This window comes from Stenotrophomonas maltophilia group sp. Smal13 (assembly GCF_030236855.1).
Lineage (GTDB): Bacteria > Pseudomonadota > Gammaproteobacteria > Xanthomonadales > Xanthomonadaceae > Stenotrophomonas > Stenotrophomonas maltophilia_A.
On the sequence record NZ_JASJSQ010000010.1, the window covers coordinates 1 to 20,097 of the forward strand.

16 protein-coding genes and 1 riboswitch are annotated in these 20,097 nt (G+C 67.3%); of the genes, 7 read left to right on the forward strand and 9 right to left on the reverse strand.

Features of this window, described 5'->3' with window-relative positions:
• Positions 1-4: 4 nt before the first annotated feature.
• Entirely contained in the window at positions 5-832 is an 828-nt protein-coding gene (locus QRO95_RS05340; protein WP_285301890.1) for a class I SAM-dependent methyltransferase, read from the forward strand.
• A 172-nt stretch (positions 833-1,004) separates the two neighbouring features.
• Here QRO95_RS05340 and QRO95_RS05345 read toward each other — a convergent pair whose 3' ends face one another.
• The 3 genes from QRO95_RS05345 to QRO95_RS05355 all read right to left on the reverse strand — a co-directional run bounded on the left by QRO95_RS05345 (position 1,005) and on the right by QRO95_RS05355 (position 4,729).
• Positions 1,005-2,072, reverse strand: a complete 1,068-nt coding sequence (locus QRO95_RS05345) for a metal-dependent hydrolase (RefSeq protein WP_285301856.1) — start codon at positions 2,070-2,072, stop codon at positions 1,005-1,007.
• 144 nt (positions 2,073-2,216) lie between these two features.
• Entirely contained in the window at positions 2,217-3,017 is an 801-nt protein-coding gene (locus QRO95_RS05350) for a UDP-2,3-diacylglucosamine diphosphatase (protein WP_032129692.1), read from the reverse strand.
• The gene (locus QRO95_RS05355; RefSeq protein WP_164079793.1) at positions 3,014-4,729 is read right to left on the reverse strand and encodes a lysophospholipid acyltransferase family protein; all 1,716 of its coding nucleotides are present in this window, start codon (positions 4,727-4,729) and stop codon (positions 3,014-3,016) included. Before QRO95_RS05355 ends, QRO95_RS05350 begins: the two co-directional genes overlap by 4 nt.
• 336 nt (positions 4,730-5,065) lie before the next feature.
• On the opposite strand from QRO95_RS05355, the gene metK reads away from it, so the two are divergent.
• Positions 5,066-6,277: a methionine adenosyltransferase gene (metK, locus tag QRO95_RS05360; protein ID WP_012510070.1), complete on the forward strand. Its 1,212-nt coding sequence runs from the start codon at positions 5,066-5,068 to the stop codon at positions 6,275-6,277.
• A 138-nt stretch (positions 6,278-6,415) separates the two neighbouring features.
• Positions 6,416-6,922: an acyl-CoA thioesterase gene (locus QRO95_RS05365; protein ID WP_049399791.1), complete on the forward strand. Its 507-nt coding sequence runs from the start codon at positions 6,416-6,418 to the stop codon at positions 6,920-6,922.
• A gap of 126 nt (positions 6,923-7,048) precedes the next feature.
• Here QRO95_RS05365 and ppc read toward each other — a convergent pair whose 3' ends face one another.
• Positions 7,049-9,760, reverse strand: a complete 2,712-nt coding sequence (gene ppc, locus QRO95_RS05370) for a phosphoenolpyruvate carboxylase (protein ID WP_285301891.1) — start codon at positions 9,758-9,760, stop codon at positions 7,049-7,051.
• 172 nt (positions 9,761-9,932) lie between these two features.
• Complete coding sequence (locus QRO95_RS05375) at positions 9,933-12,449, reverse strand: prolyl oligopeptidase family serine peptidase (protein WP_285301857.1); 2,517 nt, start codon at positions 12,447-12,449, stop codon at positions 9,933-9,935.
• A gap of 119 nt (positions 12,450-12,568) precedes the next feature.
• A riboswitch (S-adenosyl-L-homocysteine riboswitch) is annotated at positions 12,569-12,652 on the forward strand.
• Between the two features lie 36 nt (positions 12,653-12,688).
• Here QRO95_RS05375 and ahcY point away from each other — a divergent pair.
• The 3 genes from ahcY to QRO95_RS05390 all read left to right on the forward strand — a co-directional run bounded on the left by ahcY (position 12,689) and on the right by QRO95_RS05390 (position 15,360).
• Positions 12,689-14,134 (forward strand): adenosylhomocysteinase, encoded by a 1,446-nt coding sequence (ahcY, locus tag QRO95_RS05380; protein ID WP_014036003.1) that lies wholly within the window; start codon positions 12,689-12,691, stop codon positions 14,132-14,134.
• Between the two features lie 249 nt (positions 14,135-14,383).
• Positions 14,384-14,857, forward strand: coding sequence for a Cys-tRNA(Pro) deacylase (gene ybaK / locus QRO95_RS05385; protein ID WP_110714254.1), 474 nt, complete (start codon positions 14,384-14,386; stop codon positions 14,855-14,857).
• On the forward strand, positions 14,857-15,360 hold the full coding sequence (locus QRO95_RS05390; protein WP_049425051.1) for a hypothetical protein: 504 nt from the start codon (positions 14,857-14,859) through the stop codon (positions 15,358-15,360). The genes ybaK and QRO95_RS05390 overlap by 1 nt, the downstream gene beginning before the upstream one ends.
• On the opposite strand, the gene QRO95_RS05395 is transcribed toward QRO95_RS05390, so the two are convergent.
• Positions 15,357-15,989 carry an energy transducer TonB gene (locus QRO95_RS05395; protein WP_175392800.1) on the reverse strand — a complete coding sequence of 211 codons (633 nt, stop codon included), beginning with the start codon at positions 15,987-15,989 and terminating at the stop codon, positions 15,357-15,359. The two genes, QRO95_RS05390 and QRO95_RS05395, sit on opposite strands and share 4 nt — an antisense overlap.
• Before the next feature lie 91 nt (positions 15,990-16,080).
• Positions 16,081-16,638 carry a DUF3228 family protein gene (locus QRO95_RS05400; protein WP_065722784.1) on the reverse strand — a complete coding sequence of 186 codons (558 nt, stop codon included), beginning with the start codon at positions 16,636-16,638 and terminating at the stop codon, positions 16,081-16,083.
• A gap of 136 nt (positions 16,639-16,774) precedes the next feature.
• Between QRO95_RS05400 and QRO95_RS05405 the strand changes: the two genes are divergently transcribed.
• Entirely contained in the window at positions 16,775-18,292 is a 1,518-nt protein-coding gene (locus QRO95_RS05405; RefSeq protein WP_285301860.1) for an amidohydrolase family protein, read from the forward strand.
• A gap of 6 nt (positions 18,293-18,298) precedes the next feature.
• Here the strand turns inward: QRO95_RS05405 and QRO95_RS05410 are convergent, their stop codons facing one another.
• Both QRO95_RS05410 and QRO95_RS05415 read right to left on the reverse strand, forming a co-directional pair.
• A complete protein-coding gene (locus QRO95_RS05410) occupies positions 18,299-19,030 on the reverse strand; it encodes a LytTR family DNA-binding domain-containing protein (RefSeq protein WP_285301862.1) in 732 nt (243 codons plus the stop codon).
• Positions 19,027-20,073 carry a sensor histidine kinase gene (locus QRO95_RS05415; RefSeq protein ID WP_285301863.1) on the reverse strand — a complete coding sequence of 349 codons (1,047 nt, stop codon included), beginning with the start codon at positions 20,071-20,073 and terminating at the stop codon, positions 19,027-19,029. Before QRO95_RS05415 ends, QRO95_RS05410 begins: the two co-directional genes overlap by 4 nt.
• Positions 20,074-20,097: the final 24 nt, after the last annotated feature.

The following is a 20,097-nucleotide window of genomic DNA, read 5'->3' on the forward strand; positions in this document are numbered from 1 at the left end:
CCCCATGACCCCGCCGATTTCCTCCCCGACCTACCTGCACGGATTCTCCGGCACCGAGCAGCAGCGCCTGATGACCCAGGCACGGCTGCTGGAATCGAGCATCTTCGGCCAGATCGACTACAGCAGCGCGCGTCGCCTGCTGGAAGTCGGCAGCGGCGTCGGCGCGCAGACCGAAATCCTGCTGCGCCGCTTCCCCGAGCTGCACGTGACCGGCGTGGACCTGAGCGAAACACAGCTGGCCACCGCGCGCGAGAACCTGGCGCGCACACCGTGGTGCAGCGACCGCTACACCCTGCAGCAGGCCGACGCCGGCGAGCTGCCGTTCGAAGCACGCAGCTTCGACGCGGCGTTCCTGTGCTGGGTGCTGGAGCACGTGCCGTCACCAGCACGCGTACTAAGCGAGGTGCGCCGCGTGCTGGCCCCGGGTTCGCCGGTCTACATCACCGAAGTGATGAATGCCTCGTTCCTGCTCGACCCGTATTCGCCGCATATCTGGCGCTACTGGATGGCGTTCAACGATTTCCAGTACGACCACGGGGGCGACCCGTTCGTCGGCGCCAAGCTGGGCAACCTGCTGCTGGCCGGCGGCTTCCGCGACGTGCACACCGAGATCAAGACCATCCATCTGGACAACCGCGAACCGGCACGCCGCAAGACGATGATCGCGTTCTGGGAACAGCTGCTGCTGTCGGCTGCCGACCAGCTGCTGCAGGCCGGATCGGTGGACGAAGAAACCGTGGAAGGCATGCGTCGCGAGTTCCGTCTGGTGCAGAACGACCCGAATGCGGTGTTCTTCTATTCGTTCGTGCAGGGCCGCGCCACGGTGTATTGATTCGGCGGAGCCACGCCATGCGTGGCTGCCTTGGCCGATGCACCCCGCCATCCACGCATGGCGTGGATCTACGGATGCGACACTGCACTGCCGATGGAGGCAGTAGAGCCACGCCATGCGTGGCTGTCTTCGCCAATGTCCGCGCCATCCACTCATGGCGTGGATCTACGGATCAATGCACGGCGCTGTGGTCGGCCGCACCCGGCTGTGCTGCCGGCTCCTGCCAGATCCGCTGCCACATCGCGGCCAACCGGCGTCCGACGTCGGCGCGTGCAGCCGGGCTGCTGTAATCCACCCGCACCTGCTCGGGCGTGATCGCCCGCCACTGCCCATCAGCCTGCTCGGCCACCGTGAAGTTGAAGGTGTAGTCCGGTTCCAGCCCCATACGCAGGTCGCTCAGCACCAGCCGGCCGTCCACCACCTGCGCTCGCATGAAGCCACGATTGAACCACGTCAGCTGCTGCACCGCCGGGATGGCCTGCGCTTCGCGCAAGGCCTGCACGTTGGATGCGTGGCCTTCGAACTGCATCGGCCCGTGGTCGGCCACCAGCGAGCGGTCGCCCACCACGTAGCCGTTCGGCGTCATTGCCACCACGCGCCACAGCAGGGTGTTGAACGGCATCGGCACCGAGAAGCGCGGCGCATCGCCCAGGCCCATCGCCGCCAGGCTCTGCTGGGCAGCACGGTCGACCTGCGCCTTGGCGATCAGGCCCCAACCCAAGTAGGCACTGCTGACCAGCAACGCCACACCCAGCACCTTGCCAGCCCAGGGGCGGGCGCGACCAAACCAGGCCAGCACGCAGCCCAGCAGCAGCCATACCGTGTAGCCGAGATCGATGATGAAGACACTGGAACCCATGGTCGGGTGTGGGCGCAGCGGCCACCACAGCTGGGTGCCGTAGACGGTGAACGCATCCAGCATGGGATGGGTGACCAGCGCCAGCTGGATCGCCCAGAACCAGCGCACCGGTGACTGGGCGACGCGGCCATTGCCGAAGCGCTTGAACAACCACCAGATCAGTGCCGCCACCCAAGGCAGCACCAGCAGCGAGTGGCTGAAGCTGCGGTGCTCGATCATGTTCGCCACCGGGTCGGCGGCAGTGAAGCCGAGCCACAGGGCGTCGAGGTCCGGCAGGGCGCCGAGCGCGGCACCGGCCAGCAGGGCCGCACGGCGATGTCCGGGCGGGGCGATGGCAGCAGCGACGGCGCCGCCGAGCACGATCTGGGTCAGGGAATCCATGGGCCGATGCTAGCGGCTTGCGGGCGTGCCGTCTTGATGGCACAGCCGCTCGCGCTCTTTTGTAGAGTCGAGCCATGCTCGACTGCTGTACGCGGGGCAGTCTGAGAAGAGCAGTCGAGCATGGCTCGACTCTACAAGAGTGGGTCAAGCCGCTTGCTTGATGCGCGCGCCCGGCAGTTCCACCAGGGTCTGGCCATTGTGGTCGAGCAGGCGCAGCGCGCCATCATGGTCTTCGGCCAGCGCGGTCAGGCTCTCCACCCAGTCGCCGTCGTTGGCATAGACCAGGCCATCGCGCTCAATCAGCGCGGCGCGGTGGATGTGGCCACAGACGATGCCATCCAGTCCGCGCCGCCGCACGTCGTCCAGCCCGGCCTGCACGAAGCGTTCGATGTAGCGTTCGGCCGCACCGCTGCGCTTCTTCAGGAACTCCGACAGCGACCAGTAGCGCATCCCCAGCAGCCGCCGCACCGCATTCAACGCTTGGTTGCCGGTCAGGATGCGGTAGTACAGCCAGTCGCCGAACTTTTCCTGCAGGCCACCGAAGTGGGTCACGCCGTCGTACTCGTCCCCATGCGCGACCAGCAGGCGACGGCCATCGGCGGTCACATGGATGGCGCGGCGGCGCACCTGCATCGCTGGGAGCATCAGCCCGCACACGTGGCGCAGTGACGCGTCATGGTTGCCGGGGATGTAGACGATCTCGGTCCCGGCACGGCGCAGCGCGTGCAGGGCCTGGATGACTTCGCTGTGCGACTGGCGCCAGTTGGCGCGGCGATGCGCCATCCACCACAGGTCGATGATGTCGCCCACCAGGTACAACCGTTCGCAGCGCAGCTGCGAGAGGAACCGCGCCAGCTCGGTGGCATGGCAATGACGTGACCCCAGGTGCACGTCGGAGACGAACACTGCGCGCCGGTGCGGCGACAGGTTCGCCAGCGCGCTCATGCCGGCGTCCCCGCGTCGCGCAGGTAGCGTTTGCGCTTGTTCGGCCTGATCGCGCACAGGTCCACTTCAATCAGGCCGTCGATCGAATCACTGAAGTCCGGGTCGACACCGAAGGCAAGGAAACGGGCGCCACCGGGTTCGCACAGATCGGTGTACTGGCGATACAGCGTCGGCACGCCGGTGCCGAGTGCGGCCAGGTTGGCCTTGAGCACATCGAACGCGGCACCTGCATCCAGCTCGCCGAAACTTGGCGGCGCGGCGAAGTACTGGAACGGGCGGTTCGATTCGGCCAGGCCGGCGGTACCGCTGTAGTAGCGCTGGTAGTACGCCACCAGCTGCTCGCGTGCATCGCGTGGCAGCGCTGCGCTGATCGACACGGCGCCGAACAGGTAGCGGATGCCGGGCCGGCACTGCAGGTAGGCACCGATGCCCTGCCACAGGTAGTCCAGGCTGCGGCTGCCCCAGTAATCAGGCACCACGAAGCTGCGGCCCAGTTCCAGGCCTTCGGCGATGTGGGTGATGGCGTCGTCGGAATAGCGGAACAGCGATGCGCTGTAGAGCCCGGACAGGCCGTGCCGGGCCAGCGCGTGGGCACCACGCATGATCCGGTAGGCGCCGGCGATGCGCTGCGCGGCCGCGTCCCAGATCACGATGTGTTCGTACCGCGGATCGTAATCATCCAGATCGCGGCTGCGCCCGGTGCCCTCGCCTACCTGGCGGAAGGTCAGCTCGCGCAGACGCCCCAGCTCCAGCAGCAGCGGCGAATCGGCGGTACAGGTCGCCAGCAGGATCTGCTTGCCGTCGGCGGTCTGGCCCAGCTGGGTCGCCGCGGCGATGCCTGCGGCCACCTGTGAAGGCGGCACCGGGGACGCCAGCGGCTCGGGGCCTGCTACAGCAGCTGCATCGCCCGCGGCCCCATTACGGCCCAGCGCATACAGCGCGCGGCGCACCGCCAGCAGCTGTGCGCCCGGGTCGCCGCCCTTGCCCAGCTGCATCGGCTCTCCGATGCTCAGCCGCAGCGGACGGCCACGACGGGTGAACATCTCGCGCGCCAGCAGCGCGGTGCCCGCCGGCTTGAACAGGGTCGAGGCGCCGTAGAACAGCGCCGAGTTGCGCGCCTCCACACGCACCGGCAGCACCGGCGCGCCAGCGGCACGGGCAAAGCGGACGAAACCGCGCTGCCAGCGACCATCACGGATGCCGCGCAGCGACAGCCGCGAGACCTCGCCGGCCGGGAACACGATCACGCACTGCTCGGCGGCCAGCGCCTCTTCGACGGCATGCAGGCTGCCACGCTGGGCCTTGCCACCGAGGATGCGTACCGGCAGCAGCAGGTCCTGCAGTGGCGCGATTGCCCCCAACAGGTCGTTGGCCACGATCCGCACGTCACGGCGGATGCGGCCGACCGCGTCCAGCAGGGCCAGGGCATCCAGTGCCCCGGAGGGATGGTTGGCGACGATCAGCAGGCGGCCGGTGGCCGGGATCCTGGCCAGCGCGGCCGGGTCCACCTGGTACTGGCCGTCGATGAACTCCAGGCCGGCGGCGACGAAGCCGAAGCCACGCAGGCCTGAGCTGCGCTGCAGGAAGGCTTCGATCTGGTCCAGCCGCGACCAGCGACCGACGCTGCGCAGCAACGGCCGCGCCAGTTGGCCCCGGCGACCATGGAACCAATCGGGGAAGCGTTGCTGGAGACGCTGTTCAAGTTCCTGCATGGCGGATCCACTCATGCCCGGCGGCCGGATTGGCCGACAGCCTGCGCCCGGCAGGCGGCAGCCAGATGGCGGTTTTGGGGCAGAACGATGACGGCTGGCCGGTCCTGGGGCGGGCGAGGTGGCCCGCGCAGTCGGGGCCGGTAGCCGCCCGCTGCGTTGTCACGCTGGTGGAACACTGGGCCTCGAGGCTGAGCCCCAATCCCGGCCGGACGGCCCCTGCCGGGCCTACGCGGGCTTAACCACCGGCAACCGGTACAGGTTCACAATGCACAGGCGGCGCACCCCGTGTATCATTCGCGCCCATCTTTCCATCCGAATCAAGGGATATTACGCCTGATGTCCAGCTATCTCTTCACCTCCGAGTCGGTCTCCGAAGGCCATCCGGACAAGGTTGCCGACCAGATCTCCGATGCGGTGCTGGACGCGATCCTGACCCAGGACCAGCGCGCCCGCGTGGCCTGCGAGACCATGGTCAAGACCGGTGTTGCCATTGTGGCCGGTGAAATCACCACCAGCGCCTGGATCGACCTGGAAGCGCTGACCCGCAAGGTCATCGTGGACATCGGCTATGACAGCTCCGACGTCGGCTTCGACGGCGCCACCTGTGGCGTGCTGAACCTGATCGGCAAGCAGTCGCCGCACATCGCCCAGGGCGTGGACCGCAAGAAGCCCGAAGAAATGGGCGCTGGCGACCAGGGCCTGATGTTCGGCTATGCCACCAACGAGACCGACAGCTACATGCCGGCCGCGATCCACCTGTCGCACCGCCTGGTCGAGCAGCAGGCCAAGATCCGCAAGAAGAAGAACTCGCCGCTGTCGTGGCTGCGCCCGGACGCCAAGAGCCAGGTCACCCTGCGCTATGAAAACGGCGTGGTCTCGGCCATCGACGCGGTGGTCCTGTCGACCCAGCATGCCCCGGGCATCAAGCAGAAGGACCTCATCGAGGCCGTCCGCGAAGAGATCATCAAGCCGGTGCTGCCGGCCAAGTGGCTGCACAAGGGCACCAAGTTCCACATCAACCCGACCGGCAAGTTCGAGATCGGCGGCCCGGTGGGCGACTGCGGCCTGACCGGCCGCAAGATCATCGTCGACACCTACGGCGGCTGGGCCCGTCACGGTGGTGGCGCCTTCTCCGGCAAGGACCCGTCCAAGGTCGACCGTTCGGCGGCCTACGCGGCCCGCTACGTCGCCAAGAACGTGGTTGCCGCTGGCCTGGCCGACCGCTGCGAAGTGCAGGTTTCCTACGCCATCGGCGTGGCTGAGCCGACCTCGATCTCGGTCACCACCTTCGGCACCGGCAAGATCAGCGACGACAAGATCGAGAAGCTGATCCGCAAGCACTTCGACCTGCGCCCGTACGGCATCATCAAGATGCTGGACCTGGTGCACCCGATGTACCAGCAGACTGCGGCCTATGGCCACTTCGGCCGCAAGCCGAAGGAGTTCAGCTACCTCAACGGCGAAGGCGAGACCGTCAACGCCACGGCCTTCTCCTGGGAGAAGACCGACCGCGCTGCCGCCCTGCGCGCCGATGCGAAGCTGAAGTAAGAAACACGAAGGGCCGCTCACGCGGCCCTTCTGCTTCTGGTAGAGCCGGCCGCTGGCCGGCTTTTTCATGGCCTCCGGAAACAATCGCGTGGTTGCCGGCCAGCGGCCGGCACTACCGGTTGCCGATACAATCGCCCCATGTCGACCGAACTCAAAACCCACCAGCTGTCCATGACCGTGCTGATGTCGCCGGAGATGGCCAATTTCTCCGGCAAGGTCCACGGCGGCGCCATCCTGCGCCTGCTCGACCAGGTCGCCTACGCCTGCGCCAGCCGTTACGCCGGCAGCTACGTGGTCACCCTGTCGGTGGACCAGGTGATGTTCCGCCAGCCCATCGCGGTGGGCGAGCTGGTCACCTTCCTGGCCTCGGTGAATTACACCGGCACCTCGTCGATGGAGATCGGCATCAAGGTGGTGGCCGAGGACATCCTCAAGCGCAGCGTGCGCCACGCCAACAGCTGCTTCTTCACCATGGTGGCCGTGGATGAGGAGGGCCGGCCGACACCGGTGCCGTCATTGCAGCCGGTCACGTCGGACGAGAAGCGCCGCCAGGCGGCCGCATTGATCCGCCGCCAGCTGCGCCAGGAAATGGAGCAGCGCCATCTGGAACTGCTGGCGTCGAACCCGCCGTCGCCGGAAGAATGAGCGTGAACCCGGTAGTGCCGGCCGCTGGCCGGCAACCTCGCGCGTGCTGCCAGACATCATGAGGTTGCCGGCCAGCGGCCGGCACTACCATTTCGAATTCGCCGGGCCACGCCCGGCGGATGCATTTCACCCGGTGTTCTGCACACCCTGCGAAACACCGTTCACGCAGGCCACCAGCGCGCGCAGCAGGTCGTCATCCTCGCGCCCGCTTTCGCGCCAACGCTGCAGCAGATCCACCTGCAGCACGCTGATCGGATCGACGTAGGGATTGCGCAGGCGGATCGACAGCGCAAGCCGCGCATCGTGGTCCAGCAGCGTCCGCTGGTCCATCAGCGCCAGCAGCCAGTGCCGGGTGAGTTCCAGTTCGCGCTGCACCTGCGGGAAGAAGCGCCCGTGCAGCTCGCCGGACAGTTTCGAGAACTGCTCGGCAATGGTGATATCGCCCTTGGACAGCACCATCGCGATGTCATCCAGGAAGGTACGGAAGAACGGCCAGTCACGCGCCATCTCGCGCAGCGTCTGTTCGTGGCCAGCATCGACCGCCGCTTGCAGGCCGCTGCCCACCCCGTACCACCCGGGAATGACCGCACGCGCCTGGCTCCAGGCGAATACCCACGGAATCGCACGCAGGTTGCCCAGTGCTGCGTCCTGACCGAGCCGGCGCGACGGACGCGAACCCAGCGTCATCCGCTCGATCACGTCGATCGGCGTGGCCGTGCGGAAGTAGTCCATGAAGCCAGACTGGCCGACGAAGGCGCGGTACACCTCGCTGCTGGAGCCAGCGACCACATCCATCACCGGTCGCCACTCATCCTCGCGGGGTTCGGCAGCCCGCGGGCGGAGGCTGGCGCGCAGTACCGCGCCGGTGGCCTGTTCCAGCGAGCGCAGCGCCAGCGCACGGATGCCGTATTTGCGATGGATCACTTCGCCCTGCTCGGTCACCCGCAGGCGGCCATCAATGCTGCCGCGGGGCGACGCATCGACCGCGTGCGTGGTCTTGCCGCCACCGCGGCTGATCGAACCGCCACGGCCATGGAAGAAGGTCAGGCGGATGCCGGCCTCGGCCGCCACCTCCAGCAGTTCCACCTGCGCACGCTGCAGGCCCCAACGCGAAGCGGCGATGCCACCGTCCTTGCTGCTGTCCGAATAGCCGAGCATCACCATCTGCACGTCGTCGCGTGCGTGCAGGTGCGCGCGATAGATCGGGTCGGCCAGCAGGTCACGCAGGGTGGCGGTGCCACGCTTGAGGTCGTCCACGGTTTCGAACAGTGGCGCAATATCCAGCGGCACCGAACCGCCCTCTTCCACCAGGCCGCCACGGCGTGCAAGCGCCAGCACGGCCAGCACGTCACTGCGGTCGTGTGCCATCGAGATGATGTAGCTGCCCAGCGCATCGCCACCATGGCGCGCACGCGCATCGGCCAACGCAACAAATACCGCATCCAGACGCTGGTTGCCTTTGTCGTCGCCCTTCGGCAACGGCGCGTCACCACTGGCATGCGGCGCCAGCAGACGCGCACGCCCCACGGCATCGAGACTGTCCCACGCTGCGTCGCCGCCCAGCACGGCGGCCAGCGCGCGCGCATGCACGCTCGATTCCTGGCGCACGTCCAACCGCGCCAGATGGAAACCGAACGTCTTCACCCGCCACAGCAGGCGCTGCACGGCGAAGCCACCGGCATGTTCGCCGCGGTTGGCGCGCAGGCTGTCGAGGATCAGCTGCAGATCCTCGATCAGTTCATCAGGACCGGCGTAGGCGCCTACGCCGTCATCCAGTGTGGCCTGCAGGCGTGCACGCATGCGGTCATTGAGCAGGCGGTAGGGCATGTCGGCATGGCGTGGGCGCGACTGCACCTGCGGCAGCAGCTGCTGGTAGTGCGCCACCCGTGCCTGCAGCGCATCGCTCACACCCACCCGCTCGGTGGACTGGCTGAGCAGGCTGGCCAGCTGCAGCAGTTCCTTCTGGTAGCGCGCGAGCACCGCCTGCCGCTGCGCATCCAGCGTATTGCGGATGGTATGGGCATCCACGTTCGGGTTGCCGTCCATGTCGCCGCCCACCCAGGTGCCGAAACGCAGCAGGCGCGGCAGCGGCAGTTCTTCGCCATAGGTATCGCGCAACGCCTGCTGCAGCGATTCGTACAGCACCGGAATCACCCGGTACAGCACCTGCACCAGATAGAAGCCGACGTGCTCGCGTTCGTCATCGACGGTGGGCCGCACCGGCGAAGAATCGGTGGTCTGCCACGACGCGGTGAGCGCCATACGGAAGCGCGCGGCATCGGCGGCGGCTTCACCCGGCGTGCGCTGGCCGTCGAGATTGTCGACCAGGCTGGCCACAATCAGCTGCTCCTTCTCCAGCAGCGCGCGGCGCACTGCTTCGGTCGGGTGTGCGGTGAACACCGGTTCAATGTCGATGCGTGGCAGCCACTGCGCCAGCTCGTCCAGGCCCACACCCTGCGCCTTCAGGTGCTGCAGTGCATCCTGCAGGCCATCGGGCTGCGCCCCTGCGGTACCGGCGCGCTGGTAGTCACGGCGACGGCGGATGCGATGCACGCGCTCGGCGATGTTGACCACCTGGAAGTAGGTGCTGAAGGCCCGCACCATGGTTTCCGCCTGCTGCGGCGTGCGCCCGGCCAGGCCATCGGCCAGCTCCGACAACGGCGCCTGGTTCTCGCGGCGGGCGATGGCGCGGGTGCGCACGTCTTCCACATCGTCGAGGAAGGCGGCGGAGACCTGTTCAACCAGCAGGTCGCCAACCAGCGCGCCGAGCCGGCGCACATCATCGCGAAGCGGAAGATCGGGGGAAGCAAACTCGATGCTGCTGCGGTACTCGTTCATCGGCGACGCACAGGCCTCGGTCAACGGATCCAGACCCCAAGCCTATCCCAGAACGGGCATCGTGCTGCGATGCAAAAATGGTTTCATCTGGTAGTGCCGGCCGCTGGCCGGCAACCTCAGGTCGCGTGGGTCCATGAGGTTGCCGGCCAGCGGCCGGCACTACCGGGTCACGTCAGCGCTTCTTCTTCGCCTTGCCCTGCTCGGCCGGGCCGATGGTCTGTTCCAGCCAGCGCTCGCTTTCGGCCAGCATGGTCATGATCGACTCGCGTGCACGGTAGGCATGCGATTCGTTCGGCAGCATCACCAGACGCGCGGTGCCACCCAGGCCCTTCACCGCGGCGAACATGCGCTCGCTCTGCATCGGGAACGTGCCGGAGTTGTTGTCGTCCACACCGTGGATGAAGAGGATCGGATCCTTGATCCTGTCGGCGTAGTTGAACGGCGCCATCTTCTGGTAGACGTCCTGCGCCTGCCAGTAGTTGCGCTCCTCGGCCTGGAAGCCGAACGGGGTGAGCGTGCGGTTGTAGGCGCCGCTGCGCGCGATGCCCGCCTTGAACAGGCGCGTATGCGCCAGCAGGTTGGCGGTCATGAACGCACCGTAGGAATGGCCACCAATGGCGATGTGATCGCGATCGGTCACGCCACGGCGCACCACTTCATCCACGGCTGCCTGCGCGTTGGCCACCAACTGTTCGATGTAGGTGTCGTTCGGCTCCTTGTCGCCCTCGCCGATGATCGGCATCGACGGGCTGGCCAGCACCACATACCCCTTGGCCAGGAACGCCTGCGGGCCCCAGTAGCTGACCGCATTGAAGCGGTACGGCGAATCGGTCACCTGGCTGGCCGCAGCCGCACTCTTGAACTCGCCCGGGTAGGCCCACATCAGCAGCGGCCGCGGGCCGTCGCGCTTCGGGTCGTAGCCCGGCGGCAGCAGCAGGGTCGCGGTCAGGTCGACGCCATCCTTGCGCTTGTAGCGGATCTGCTCCTTCTGCACGCCCTTCAACTGCGGCAGCGGATGCGCGAAGTGGGTCAGCGCACGCGGCGCAGCACCAGCGTCGGCCAGCGACTGCACGTAGAAGTTGGCCGGCTCATCCGGGCTCTCGCGGCTCAGCAGCAGCGAGCTGGCCTGGTTGTCCAGCAGCGCCACCGGCAGCGCATAGCTCGGCGCCTGCGAGTGGAACAGGCGGGTGGCCTTGCCCGTGGCGACGTCGAAGCGGTCCACGAACGGACGATCGCCTTCCGGCGATGCACCGGCACCGGCCAGATACAGGCTGCTGCCATCGGCGCTGGTCTGCAGCAGCGAGCGGCCGCGGTCGTCGCTGGACAACAGCGGCCGGCCCGGATCGGAATAGCGGTCCTGCCCGTCACGATCCCATAGCAGGCGCGGCTCGGCGCTGGCATTGTCCGGGGCAATCAGCCAGGTCTTGGTCTTGCGCGTCTTCCACCACGACTCGGTCAGCAGGGCCAGGTCGCCACGGCCCCAGTTGATGCCCACCAGACGGCTGCCGAGCTGGGCCAACGTCACCGGCGGCGTGTCGAACGGCGCAGCCTGCATCAGCACCGCATCGCGCACCTTGGCGTCCCTGTTCGGGTCGCCGCCGTCCTGGGCTTCGGCCCAGACCAGCGTGGCGTCGGCATCACCACGCCAGCTGATATCGCGCACGCCGGTCACTTCAGCGTCGTTGCCGGTCGGCAGACCTTCCACCAGCGGACGCACAGCCACGGTGTGCACCAGCTTGCCGCTGGCCCGGTCGATCACTTCGATACGGCGCGGGAAACTGCTCACCGGCACCACGTAGGAATACGGCCGCTGCACCGGCTGGCGCAGCACGAAGCGGCCATCCGGCGACACCGAGAAGCCCATGAAGATGCCGGCCGCGCCGATCGCGCGGGTGTTGCCATCCAGGCTGACTTCCATCGGCTGGGTGGTGGCGTAGTAATCGAACTGGCGCGCGTCGGCCTCGTTCTTCAGCAGGTCCTGGTAGGTACGGATCGACACCACGCCGCCGCCCTGGCTGGTCTGCTGCACGGCCGGGCCGGTCGGAATGCCATCGGCGGCCGGGGCCGCACCAAGGTTGGCCGGGCGCGTGAACACCACCAGGCCGCGGCTGTCCGGCAACCACTGGTAGCCACTGCCGATCACCGTGTTCAGGCCGGCGACGAGACGACGGGCGCTGCCGCCGGCCACATCCACCAGCCACAGTTCATTGGCGCCGCTGGCGGCGTCGACTTGGTTGAAGGCCAGCCACTTCTGGTCCGGCGACCACATCACGCTGGCGATCGACAGCTTGGCCGGCAGGCCGCTGATCTGCCGTTCCTTGCCGTCGGCCACGTTCATCAGCCACAACTTCTCGCCGAAGCTGAAGCGGCTGTCGGAGAAGGTGCGCGGGTTGATGCGCAGACCGGCCAGCTTCAGTTCCGGCTGCGCCACCACCTGGATCGACGGCAGCGACGGCATCTGCATCATCGCGGCGACATCGCGGCGCGGCGACAGGTACAGCAAGGGCGCGCGCGGCGCGTCCACCACCGCCTGCAGCGCCGCCGAAGGCAGTTCGTAGCCATTGACGCCCTGGGCCTGTACCTGGGCGGGCTGCGGGGCCGCGGCCCAGGCCAGCGGGGCCACCGCCAGCAGTCCCATCGACAGGACCAGGCCGGTCCAGCGCCGTGTGCGGCGCGCGTGCATGCTCATCGTTCCACCTGTGTGATGCGTGAAAACACCGACCTTAACAGGCCGTGCACGCCGCCCCATCTGCCGATGGTTGGGTCATCCGGATGTCATGCCGGGGCCGCGATATAATGGGGTTCTCCCCTGCCGAGGGGCGCTGCGACCGGATCCCACGAGGCCCGGCCAGGCTCGGTAAGGTGGCTTTGTAACAACGGCGCCCGGCTAGATGCGAGCACCCGCTCGCCCACAACCGGAGCACACGAATGAACGCTGTTGCCAAGACCTTCTCCACCGAAGGTGATTACAAGATCCGCGACATCACGCTGGCCGACTGGGGCCGCAAGGAACTGGACATTGCCGAGCACGAAATGCCGGGCCTGATGTCGATCCGCCGCAAGTACCAGGCCGAGCTGCCGCTGAAGGGCGTGCGCGTGACCGGCTCGCTGCACATGACCATCCAGACCGCCGTGCTGATCGAGACCCTGAAGGACATCGGCGCCGACGTGCGCTGGGCCTCGTGCAACATCTTCTCGACCCAGGACCACGCCGCTGCCGCCATCGCCGCCACCGGCACCCCGGTGTTCGCCTGGAAGGGCGAAACCCTGGAAGAGTATTGGGACTGCACCCTGGACGCGCTGACCTTCACCCTGGCCGACGGCACCCTGACCGGCCCGGAGCTGGTGGTCGACGACGGTGGTGACGTGACCCTGCTGATCCACAAGGGCTACGAGCTGGAAAACGGCAGCGACTGGGTCAACACCGCCTCTGCCTCGCACGAAGAACAGGTCATCAAGAACCTGCTCAAGCGCGTCGCCAAGGAGCGCCCGGGTTACTGGGGCCGCGTGGTCAAGGACTGGAAGGGCGTCTCCGAAGAGACCACCACCGGCGTGCACCGCCTGTACCAGCTGGCCCAGGCCGGCACCCTGCTGATCCCGGCGATCAACGTCAACGACTCGGTCACCAAGAGCAAGTTCGACAACCTGTACGGCTGCCGCGAGTCGCTGGCCGATGGCCTGAAGCGCGCGATGGATGTGATGCTGGCCGGCAAGGTGGCCGTGGTCTGCGGCTACGGCGACGTCGGCAAGGGCTGTGCGGCCTCGCTGCGTGCCTACGGCGCGCGCGTCATCGTCACCGAGATCGACCCGATCTGCGCCCTGCAGGCGGCGATGGAAGGCTATGAAGTCAACACCATCGAATCGACCCTGGGCCGTGCCGACCTGTACGTCACCACCACCGGCAACAAGGACATCATCCGCATCGAGCACCTGAGCGCGATGAAGGACCAGGCCATCGTCTGCAACATCGGCCACTTCGACAACGAGATCCAGGTCGATGCGCTGGTGTCGTTCGCCGGCATCAAGCACGTCAACATCAAGCCGCAGGTGGACAAGTACATCTTCCCGAACGGCAACGCGATCTTCCTGCTGGCCGAAGGCCGCCTGGTGAACCTGGGCTGCGCCACCGGCCACCCGAGCTTCGTCATGTCCAACAGCTTCGCCAACCAGACCCTGGCACAGATCGACCTGTGGGCGAACAAGGACAGCTACGAGAAGAAGGTCTACCTGCTGCCGAAGAAGCTGGACGAAGAAGTGGCCCGTCTCCACCTGGAAAAGATCGGCGTGAAGCTGACCACCCTGAGCCAGGAACAGGCCGACTACATCGGCGTGCCGGTGGAAGGCCCGTTCAAGCCGGACCACTACCGCTACTGATCGTGGCGGGGTCGGATCCCTTTCCGCAGGAAAGGGCTCTGACCCCAGCAATGGAAGCAGAAAGAACGGGCGCCTTCGGGTGCCCGTTCTGCGTTCGCCTGTAGTCGTACACCACGTATCCACGCATGGCGTCGATCTACTGATCGTCCGGCCCCAGTAGATCCACGCCATGCGTGGATGTTCCCCACCCGGAGCGGGAACAATAGCCTCGGTCAAGGCAACGCCGCCGTGCCGCGCTACGATGCCCCCATGACTCCGGCCATCAACCTGCTCAAGCGCGAGAAGATCGCCCATACCGTGCGCAGCTACGTGCACGATGCTCACGCCGAATCCTATGGCGGCGAAGCCGTCGACAAGCTCGGCCTCGACCCCGCCCAGGTGTTCAAGACCCTGCTGGCCAGCACCGAGACCCACGAACTGCTGGTCGCGATCGTGCCGGTGGCCGGCCAGCTGGACCTGAAGGCCCTGGCCGAAGCGGCCGGCTGCAAGAAGTGCGAGATGGCCGCTGCTGACGCTGCACAGCGCGCGACGGGTTACCTGGTCGGCGGCATCAGCCCACTCGGGCAGAAGAAGCGCCTGCGCACGTTCCTGGACGCCAGCGCGCAGGCATTGCCCGCACTGCATGTCAGCGCCGGGCGCCGCGGCCTCGAGGTGGAACTGGCGCCGACCGACCTGCTGCGATTGACGGCCGGCCACTACGCCGCCATCGGCAAGGCCCGCTGATGCGCTGGCCCTGGTCTGCAGCGCCGATACCCCGGCTCGACGATGCACAGGCCGATGTGCTGCTGCAGGACCTGTTGTCGCGCGATGCAACGCGCATCACCGATGCCGCGCGTACGGTCGCTCGGCTGTTCAGCGCCTCATCGTTGGACGCGCTGGTCGCGCATGTGGATACGATCGAACGCAGCTGCCAAGGCATCGCCCTTGGCGGCATGCTGATCAGCAACCAGGCGCACCTCAAGGCGGCCTTGCAACGGCTGCGCTACTGGCAGGCACGCGAAGGCTGCCTGTGCGCGCTCTACCCATCCTATGTGTTCTTCAGCCCCGAGCCGCTGCTGGAACAAGGTCACGTGCAGCTGCGTGCACGGGGCGAAGCGGAGGACGGCTGGGGCGAATGCTACCGATTGACGTGCACCTGCTGCGCGCAGCAATGGAGCGCGACCGAGCGCGAATACCACTACACCTGGTGGGAGTGGAAGCCCGAGCCCGCCCTGCAGACGCCTTAGTTGAGCTTGAACGTGACCGTGCCGCGTATCAGGCTCATGCTTGGTGCCTTGCCTGCGGCTTCACGCTCGTAGCGCCAGTCACGCGCGTGCTTGAGCGCCGCCGCATCGAGCAGCGGGTAGCCGCTGGATCGGGACAGGATAATCGCCTGGGTCTTGCCCTGCGCATCCAGCAGCAGCATCAGCTCGACACCTCCCTGCTGGGCCTCGCGCATGGCGGCCGCAGGATACGTCGGGACCGACGAAAGTCGCCGCTGGTGCCAGCCTCCTTCCCGGGCAATCAAGGGCGTGCTGGAAGAGAGTGGGCAACGCGCAGGCATCTGCAGGTCGAAGCCTGCAGCCCCTTGCGAAGGCCGGGTGGTGGCTGGCGCACTACAGGCGATCGCAGACACGCTCTGCAGCAACGACTGCTGACGCGAAAGCGCTGCAGCGTCATCCGCTTCCACATGGAACGTGCAGCGCCCCGACGTTGCCTGCGCCTGCAGTGAACCCACGCCGGCATCGCGGATCGGCGTCACGTCGGACAAAGCACCACAGGCAGCGCCTGCATCGTATTTTGCTGCAGAGCCCTCACACGCGGCCAGCAGGCCTGCGGCGACCCATGCGAACGGCATCCAACTGCGAACATCCATCCCTGTGCTCCCTGCGTTGATCCACCGCCATGGTAGCGCCCCGCTGCAATCTTCCCTGTTCACATGCCGACTGTCCGGCCGCAGCGTGGGCTCACGGCCGCCAGTTGGCGTTGTTCTCCCAGAACGCGACGGAGCGCTGGTAAGCCTCGCGATCCAGCGGCACACCGGAACCGCCCTCCTCCACGCCCAGTGCATTGCGCATCATGGTGATCGGTGCCATCGGTACCTCTTCGGGTTCGGCGGTGTAGATACAGCCGACGATGCCCCAGTCGGCCTCGATCGGCGAACCCTCCTTCGCCAGCTGCCCGGCGCTGTACAGGATCACCACCAGATAGTTCGCGCGCGGCGACTCCACGCCCTCGAACCAGCGCACCAGTACCGGCAGTTCCTCTCGGTTGCGCGCCTCGTAGCCGCTGCGCAGCTGGTGGCGGTTGGCGTCGGTGACCGGCACCGTCAGGCAACGCGTGCTGGTCCAGTTCTCGTAGACGAACAGCTTGCAGAACGGCGCGTAGCCATCGAGCACCTTCAGCGGCGCGTGCGCATTGAGGTGTGCCTCGAACTGCTCGGCAGTGCAATCCTGGATGGTGTTGCCGCGCGGCACGCGCGGGAACAGGCGGGGACGGGCGAAGTCGGTGAGGACGATGGACATGGCGGGGCGTGATCAGGGGTTCCACCGCACAGGGTAACCGCCCCGGCGACAGGCAGGGGCGGATGCCGATGGTCACTGGCGCCCGCGTCCGGCTTGCAGCACCCTGCGGGCGACCCAATGCAAGGATCGCCGGCTCATGGATGTAGCACGCGCGTTGCCCCGTTCCGCCCACCGTCGGCGATGGCAGATCGTCCTGACCATTCTGCTGCTGGCGCCGCCATTGCTGTTCGCCGCCGCTCTGCTCTGGCCGCTGTCGGCACCGCCGTTGCCCGAGCCGGGTAACAGCCGCATGATCGTCAACGCGCGGGTGGTGGACGTCGCGCGCGGCCAGGTCAGCGAACCCACCACGGTCACCATCCGCAACGGCACGATCACCGCCGTCGGCGAAGGCATTGCCGATGCAGCGTTGCCGGTCTTCGACGCCGGCGGCCGCTGGCTGCTGCCTGGCTTCTGGGACATGCACACCCACGCCCTGCAGCTGTCGCCGCAGCTGCAGTTCCCGCTGATGCTGGCCAATGGCATCACCGGCACCCGCGACATGATGGACTGCCCGCAGGCTACCGATCCGCTGATCGCCTGCGTGGCCGACAAGCGCCGCTGGACCGCACAGGCCGTTGCCGGCCAGCAGGTCGCACCGCGCTTCGTGCAGATCGCCAGCTTCTATTTCGAAGATCCAGCGTTGGCGCCGGACACCGCGGCACAGCGTGCGCGCACGTACAGCGCGCGCGGTGTCGACGCGTTGAAGGTCTACAACCGGTTGCGTGCGGATACCTACCAGCGGCTGGCCAGCGAAGCGCGGCACCTGCATCGCCCGCTGGTCGGCCACCTGCCCAGGGCGGTGCCGCTGGAGGGCGCGCTTCAGGCAGGCCAGCGCAGTTTCGAGCATGCGCACCTGTTCGTGCGTCATTGCTTCGACAACGCCGCCGCGTGGCGCGGCGGTACGCTGGATGGCGAAGATCCGACCGCACTGGCCGAACGCATGGTCGGTGGCTACCAGCCTTCCGTGTGCAATGAGGCGTTCGGCTTGATGCAGGCCAGCGGCGCCGCGTTCGTACCCACCCATGTCACCCGCGAAGAGGATGCGCGTGCGCGCGACCCCGTCTTCATCAACGATCCACGTCTGGCCTATCTCGATCCACTTTCGCGCTGGGCATGGCGCGATGATCTGACGGCCACCACCGAACGCTATCCTGGCCTGCGCGGCGAAGACGCGTTGAAGGCGTACTTCGAGCATGGACTGGCCCTCACCGGTGCCGCGCACCGTGCCGGCGTCAGTGTGCTGGTCGGCACCGATACCGGGCTGGGTGGCTTCCGCTATCACGAGGAACTGCAGTGGCTGCGGCAGGCAGGCCTGAGCCAGGCCGACGTGCTGCGCGCGGCAACGCTGCACGCGGCGCGTCATCTGGAGCTGCAGGCATCGCATGGCAGTGTCGAGGTCGGCAAAGCCGCCGACCTGGTATTGCTCGACGGCAACCCGCTGCAGGACACCGCCAACACCCGTCGTGTGCACGCGGTGCTGCTGGCCGGACACCTCTACGACCGCTCGCGGCTGGATGCACTGCTCGCCTACGCCCGCGCGCAGGCACGTTCACCGGCGGTGATGGCGCGCCTGCTGTGGGGCTTCATCACCAGCCCGGTCAGTGCCGAGCTGTAGCGGCAACTACAACGCCATCCGCTCGCGCAGTTCACGCGCCTGCCGCCGCGACACCTCCACCTCGCTGCCGTCATCCAGCGCCAGGTCATAACCATCAGCGATGCTGGGCGTCACGCCTCGGATACGGCGCAGGTTGACCAGCGTGTTGCGGTTGGCACGGAAGAACAGATCCGGCGGCAGGCGTGCCTCCAGCGCACTCAGGCTGCGGGTCAGCAACGCGTTCTGGTCGCGGAACCACAGCCGCGTGTAGTTGCCATCCACTACCAGCCGGCGGATCTCCGAGACCGCCACGAACCAGCAGCGTTCGCCCTCGCGCACGAACACCTGGTCCTGCGCGCCCAGCGTGCTGCGCGGCTCCGGCGTTTCGCCCGCCACCACCTCGCGCTGGCGCGCCCGCTGCAACGCTTCCAGCAAGCGCGGTGCCTCGACCGGCTTCACCAGATAGTCCAGCGCATTGGCCTGGAACGCGCGCACCGCGTAGGCGTCGTAGGCAGTAACGAAGATCACCGCCGGCACCGTCTCCAGCCCATCCAGCACATCGAAGCCACTGCCGGAGGGCATCTGCACATCCAGCAGCACCAGGTCCGGCGCCAGTGTGGCGATCGCCTCGCGCGCGGCCGGCACATCGTCGGCCTCGCCCACGCACTGCACCCACGGCAGCGCCGACAACAGCGTGCGCAGCTCCTGCCGCGCCAGCCGCGCATCATCAACGATCAACACGCGCAGCACGCCATTCATTGCGGAATCTCCAGCAGGGCCCGCATGCGGTCGCCGACCGGCTGCAGGATGAAACGACCTTGCGTACCGAGCTGCGCACGCAGGTAGGCCAGGCCGACGCCATGCCCAGGGGTGGGCTCGTTGGCGCTGCCCAGCGGATTATCCACCTGCAGGCGCAGCACGTCATTGTCCAGCGTGGCACGGATCTGCACCTCGCCGCCGCCGGGGCGGCTGGCGATGCCGTGCTTGATCGCGTTTTCCACCAGCAGCTGTAGTGCCATCGCCGGCAACTGCGCCTGCATGGCATCGGCATCGATCTGCCGCCGCACCTGCAGGCGCTGCTCGAAGTGGATCGCCTCGATTGCCAGATAGTCGTCGACCACCGCCAGTTCCTCGGCCAGCGTGACCTGCTCGCTGCGGTTGTGCGCCAGCGCCTGGCGCAGCGTGCGTGACAGGCGGGTGACCATGTCGCGCGCACGCTCAGGATCTTCCAGGATCAGCGCGCGCAGGTTGTTCAGCGCATTGAACATGAAGTGCGGGTTGAGCCGTGCACGCAGCGCATCGCGTTCCAGCGCACTGCGCTCGGCTTCGGCGCGCAGGCGGGCCAGTTCCGCCCCGCGTATCCGGCGCAGGCTGTGCAGGCTTGCCCAAAGCGCTGCCCACAGGGCCAGCATCACCGCAGTGGTGTACCAGTAGAGCAGCAGCGCCTTGGGGCTGAAGTCGGCCGTCTGCCGCCCCAGGCTCACCCAGTTCCAGGCCAGCGCCGAGTGCAGCGCGATGTTCACCAGCAGCTGCGCCACTGCCGCGCCCAATGCCACCGACAGCGCCAGCCGCAGCAACAGCCCGGCCGTTCCGCGCGCCCACCAGTCTGCACGCAGCGCCAGCGCGCGGATGGCACCGCTGCATCCGAACAGGGCCAACGCCAGGCCCAGCGTGATCAACACGCCTGCGCTTCCGGCATCGCTGAAATAGGCTTGGCGCAGGCCGATTCCGGCAACGCCATAGAGCGCCCATACCAGCGCATTGAGCAGCCAGAAGCGTACCGTCGAGGAGGAATCCGGCATGTCCATTCCGAGGCGTGTTGAAAC

Bases quoted from the DNA above. Each gene is read 5' to 3' on its own strand.
- QRO95_RS05340 (WP_285301890.1), top strand. From the start codon at position 5: ATGACCCCGCCGATTTCCTCCCCGACCTACCTGCACGGATTCTCCGGC.
- QRO95_RS05345 (WP_285301856.1), bottom strand. From the start codon at position 2,072: ATGGATTCCCTGACCCAGATCGTGCTCGGCGGCGCCGTCGCTGCTGCC.
- QRO95_RS05350 (WP_032129692.1), bottom strand. From the start codon at position 3,017: ATGAGCGCGCTGGCGAACCTGTCGCCGCACCGGCGCGCAGTGTTCGTC.
- QRO95_RS05355 (WP_164079793.1), bottom strand. From the start codon at position 4,729: ATGCAGGAACTTGAACAGCGTCTCCAGCAACGCTTCCCCGATTGGTTC.
- metK (WP_012510070.1), top strand. From the start codon at position 5,066: ATGTCCAGCTATCTCTTCACCTCCGAGTCGGTCTCCGAAGGCCATCCG.
- QRO95_RS05365 (WP_049399791.1), top strand. From the start codon at position 6,416: ATGTCGACCGAACTCAAAACCCACCAGCTGTCCATGACCGTGCTGATG.
- ppc (WP_285301891.1), bottom strand. From the start codon at position 9,760: ATGAACGAGTACCGCAGCAGCATCGAGTTTGCTTCCCCCGATCTTCCG.
- QRO95_RS05375 (WP_285301857.1), bottom strand. From the start codon at position 12,449: ATGAGCATGCACGCGCGCCGCACACGGCGCTGGACCGGCCTGGTCCTG.
- ahcY (WP_014036003.1), top strand. From the start codon at position 12,689: ATGAACGCTGTTGCCAAGACCTTCTCCACCGAAGGTGATTACAAGATC.
- ybaK (WP_110714254.1), top strand. From the start codon at position 14,384: ATGACTCCGGCCATCAACCTGCTCAAGCGCGAGAAGATCGCCCATACC.
- QRO95_RS05390 (WP_049425051.1), top strand. From the start codon at position 14,857: ATGCGCTGGCCCTGGTCTGCAGCGCCGATACCCCGGCTCGACGATGCA.
- QRO95_RS05395 (WP_175392800.1), bottom strand. From the start codon at position 15,989: ATGGATGTTCGCAGTTGGATGCCGTTCGCATGGGTCGCCGCAGGCCTG.
- QRO95_RS05400 (WP_065722784.1), bottom strand. From the start codon at position 16,638: ATGTCCATCGTCCTCACCGACTTCGCCCGTCCCCGCCTGTTCCCGCGC.
- QRO95_RS05405 (WP_285301860.1), top strand. From the start codon at position 16,775: ATGGATGTAGCACGCGCGTTGCCCCGTTCCGCCCACCGTCGGCGATGG.
- QRO95_RS05410 (WP_285301862.1), bottom strand. From the start codon at position 19,030: ATGAATGGCGTGCTGCGCGTGTTGATCGTTGATGATGCGCGGCTGGCG.
- QRO95_RS05415 (WP_285301863.1), bottom strand. From the start codon at position 20,073: ATGCCGGATTCCTCCTCGACGGTACGCTTCTGGCTGCTCAATGCGCTG.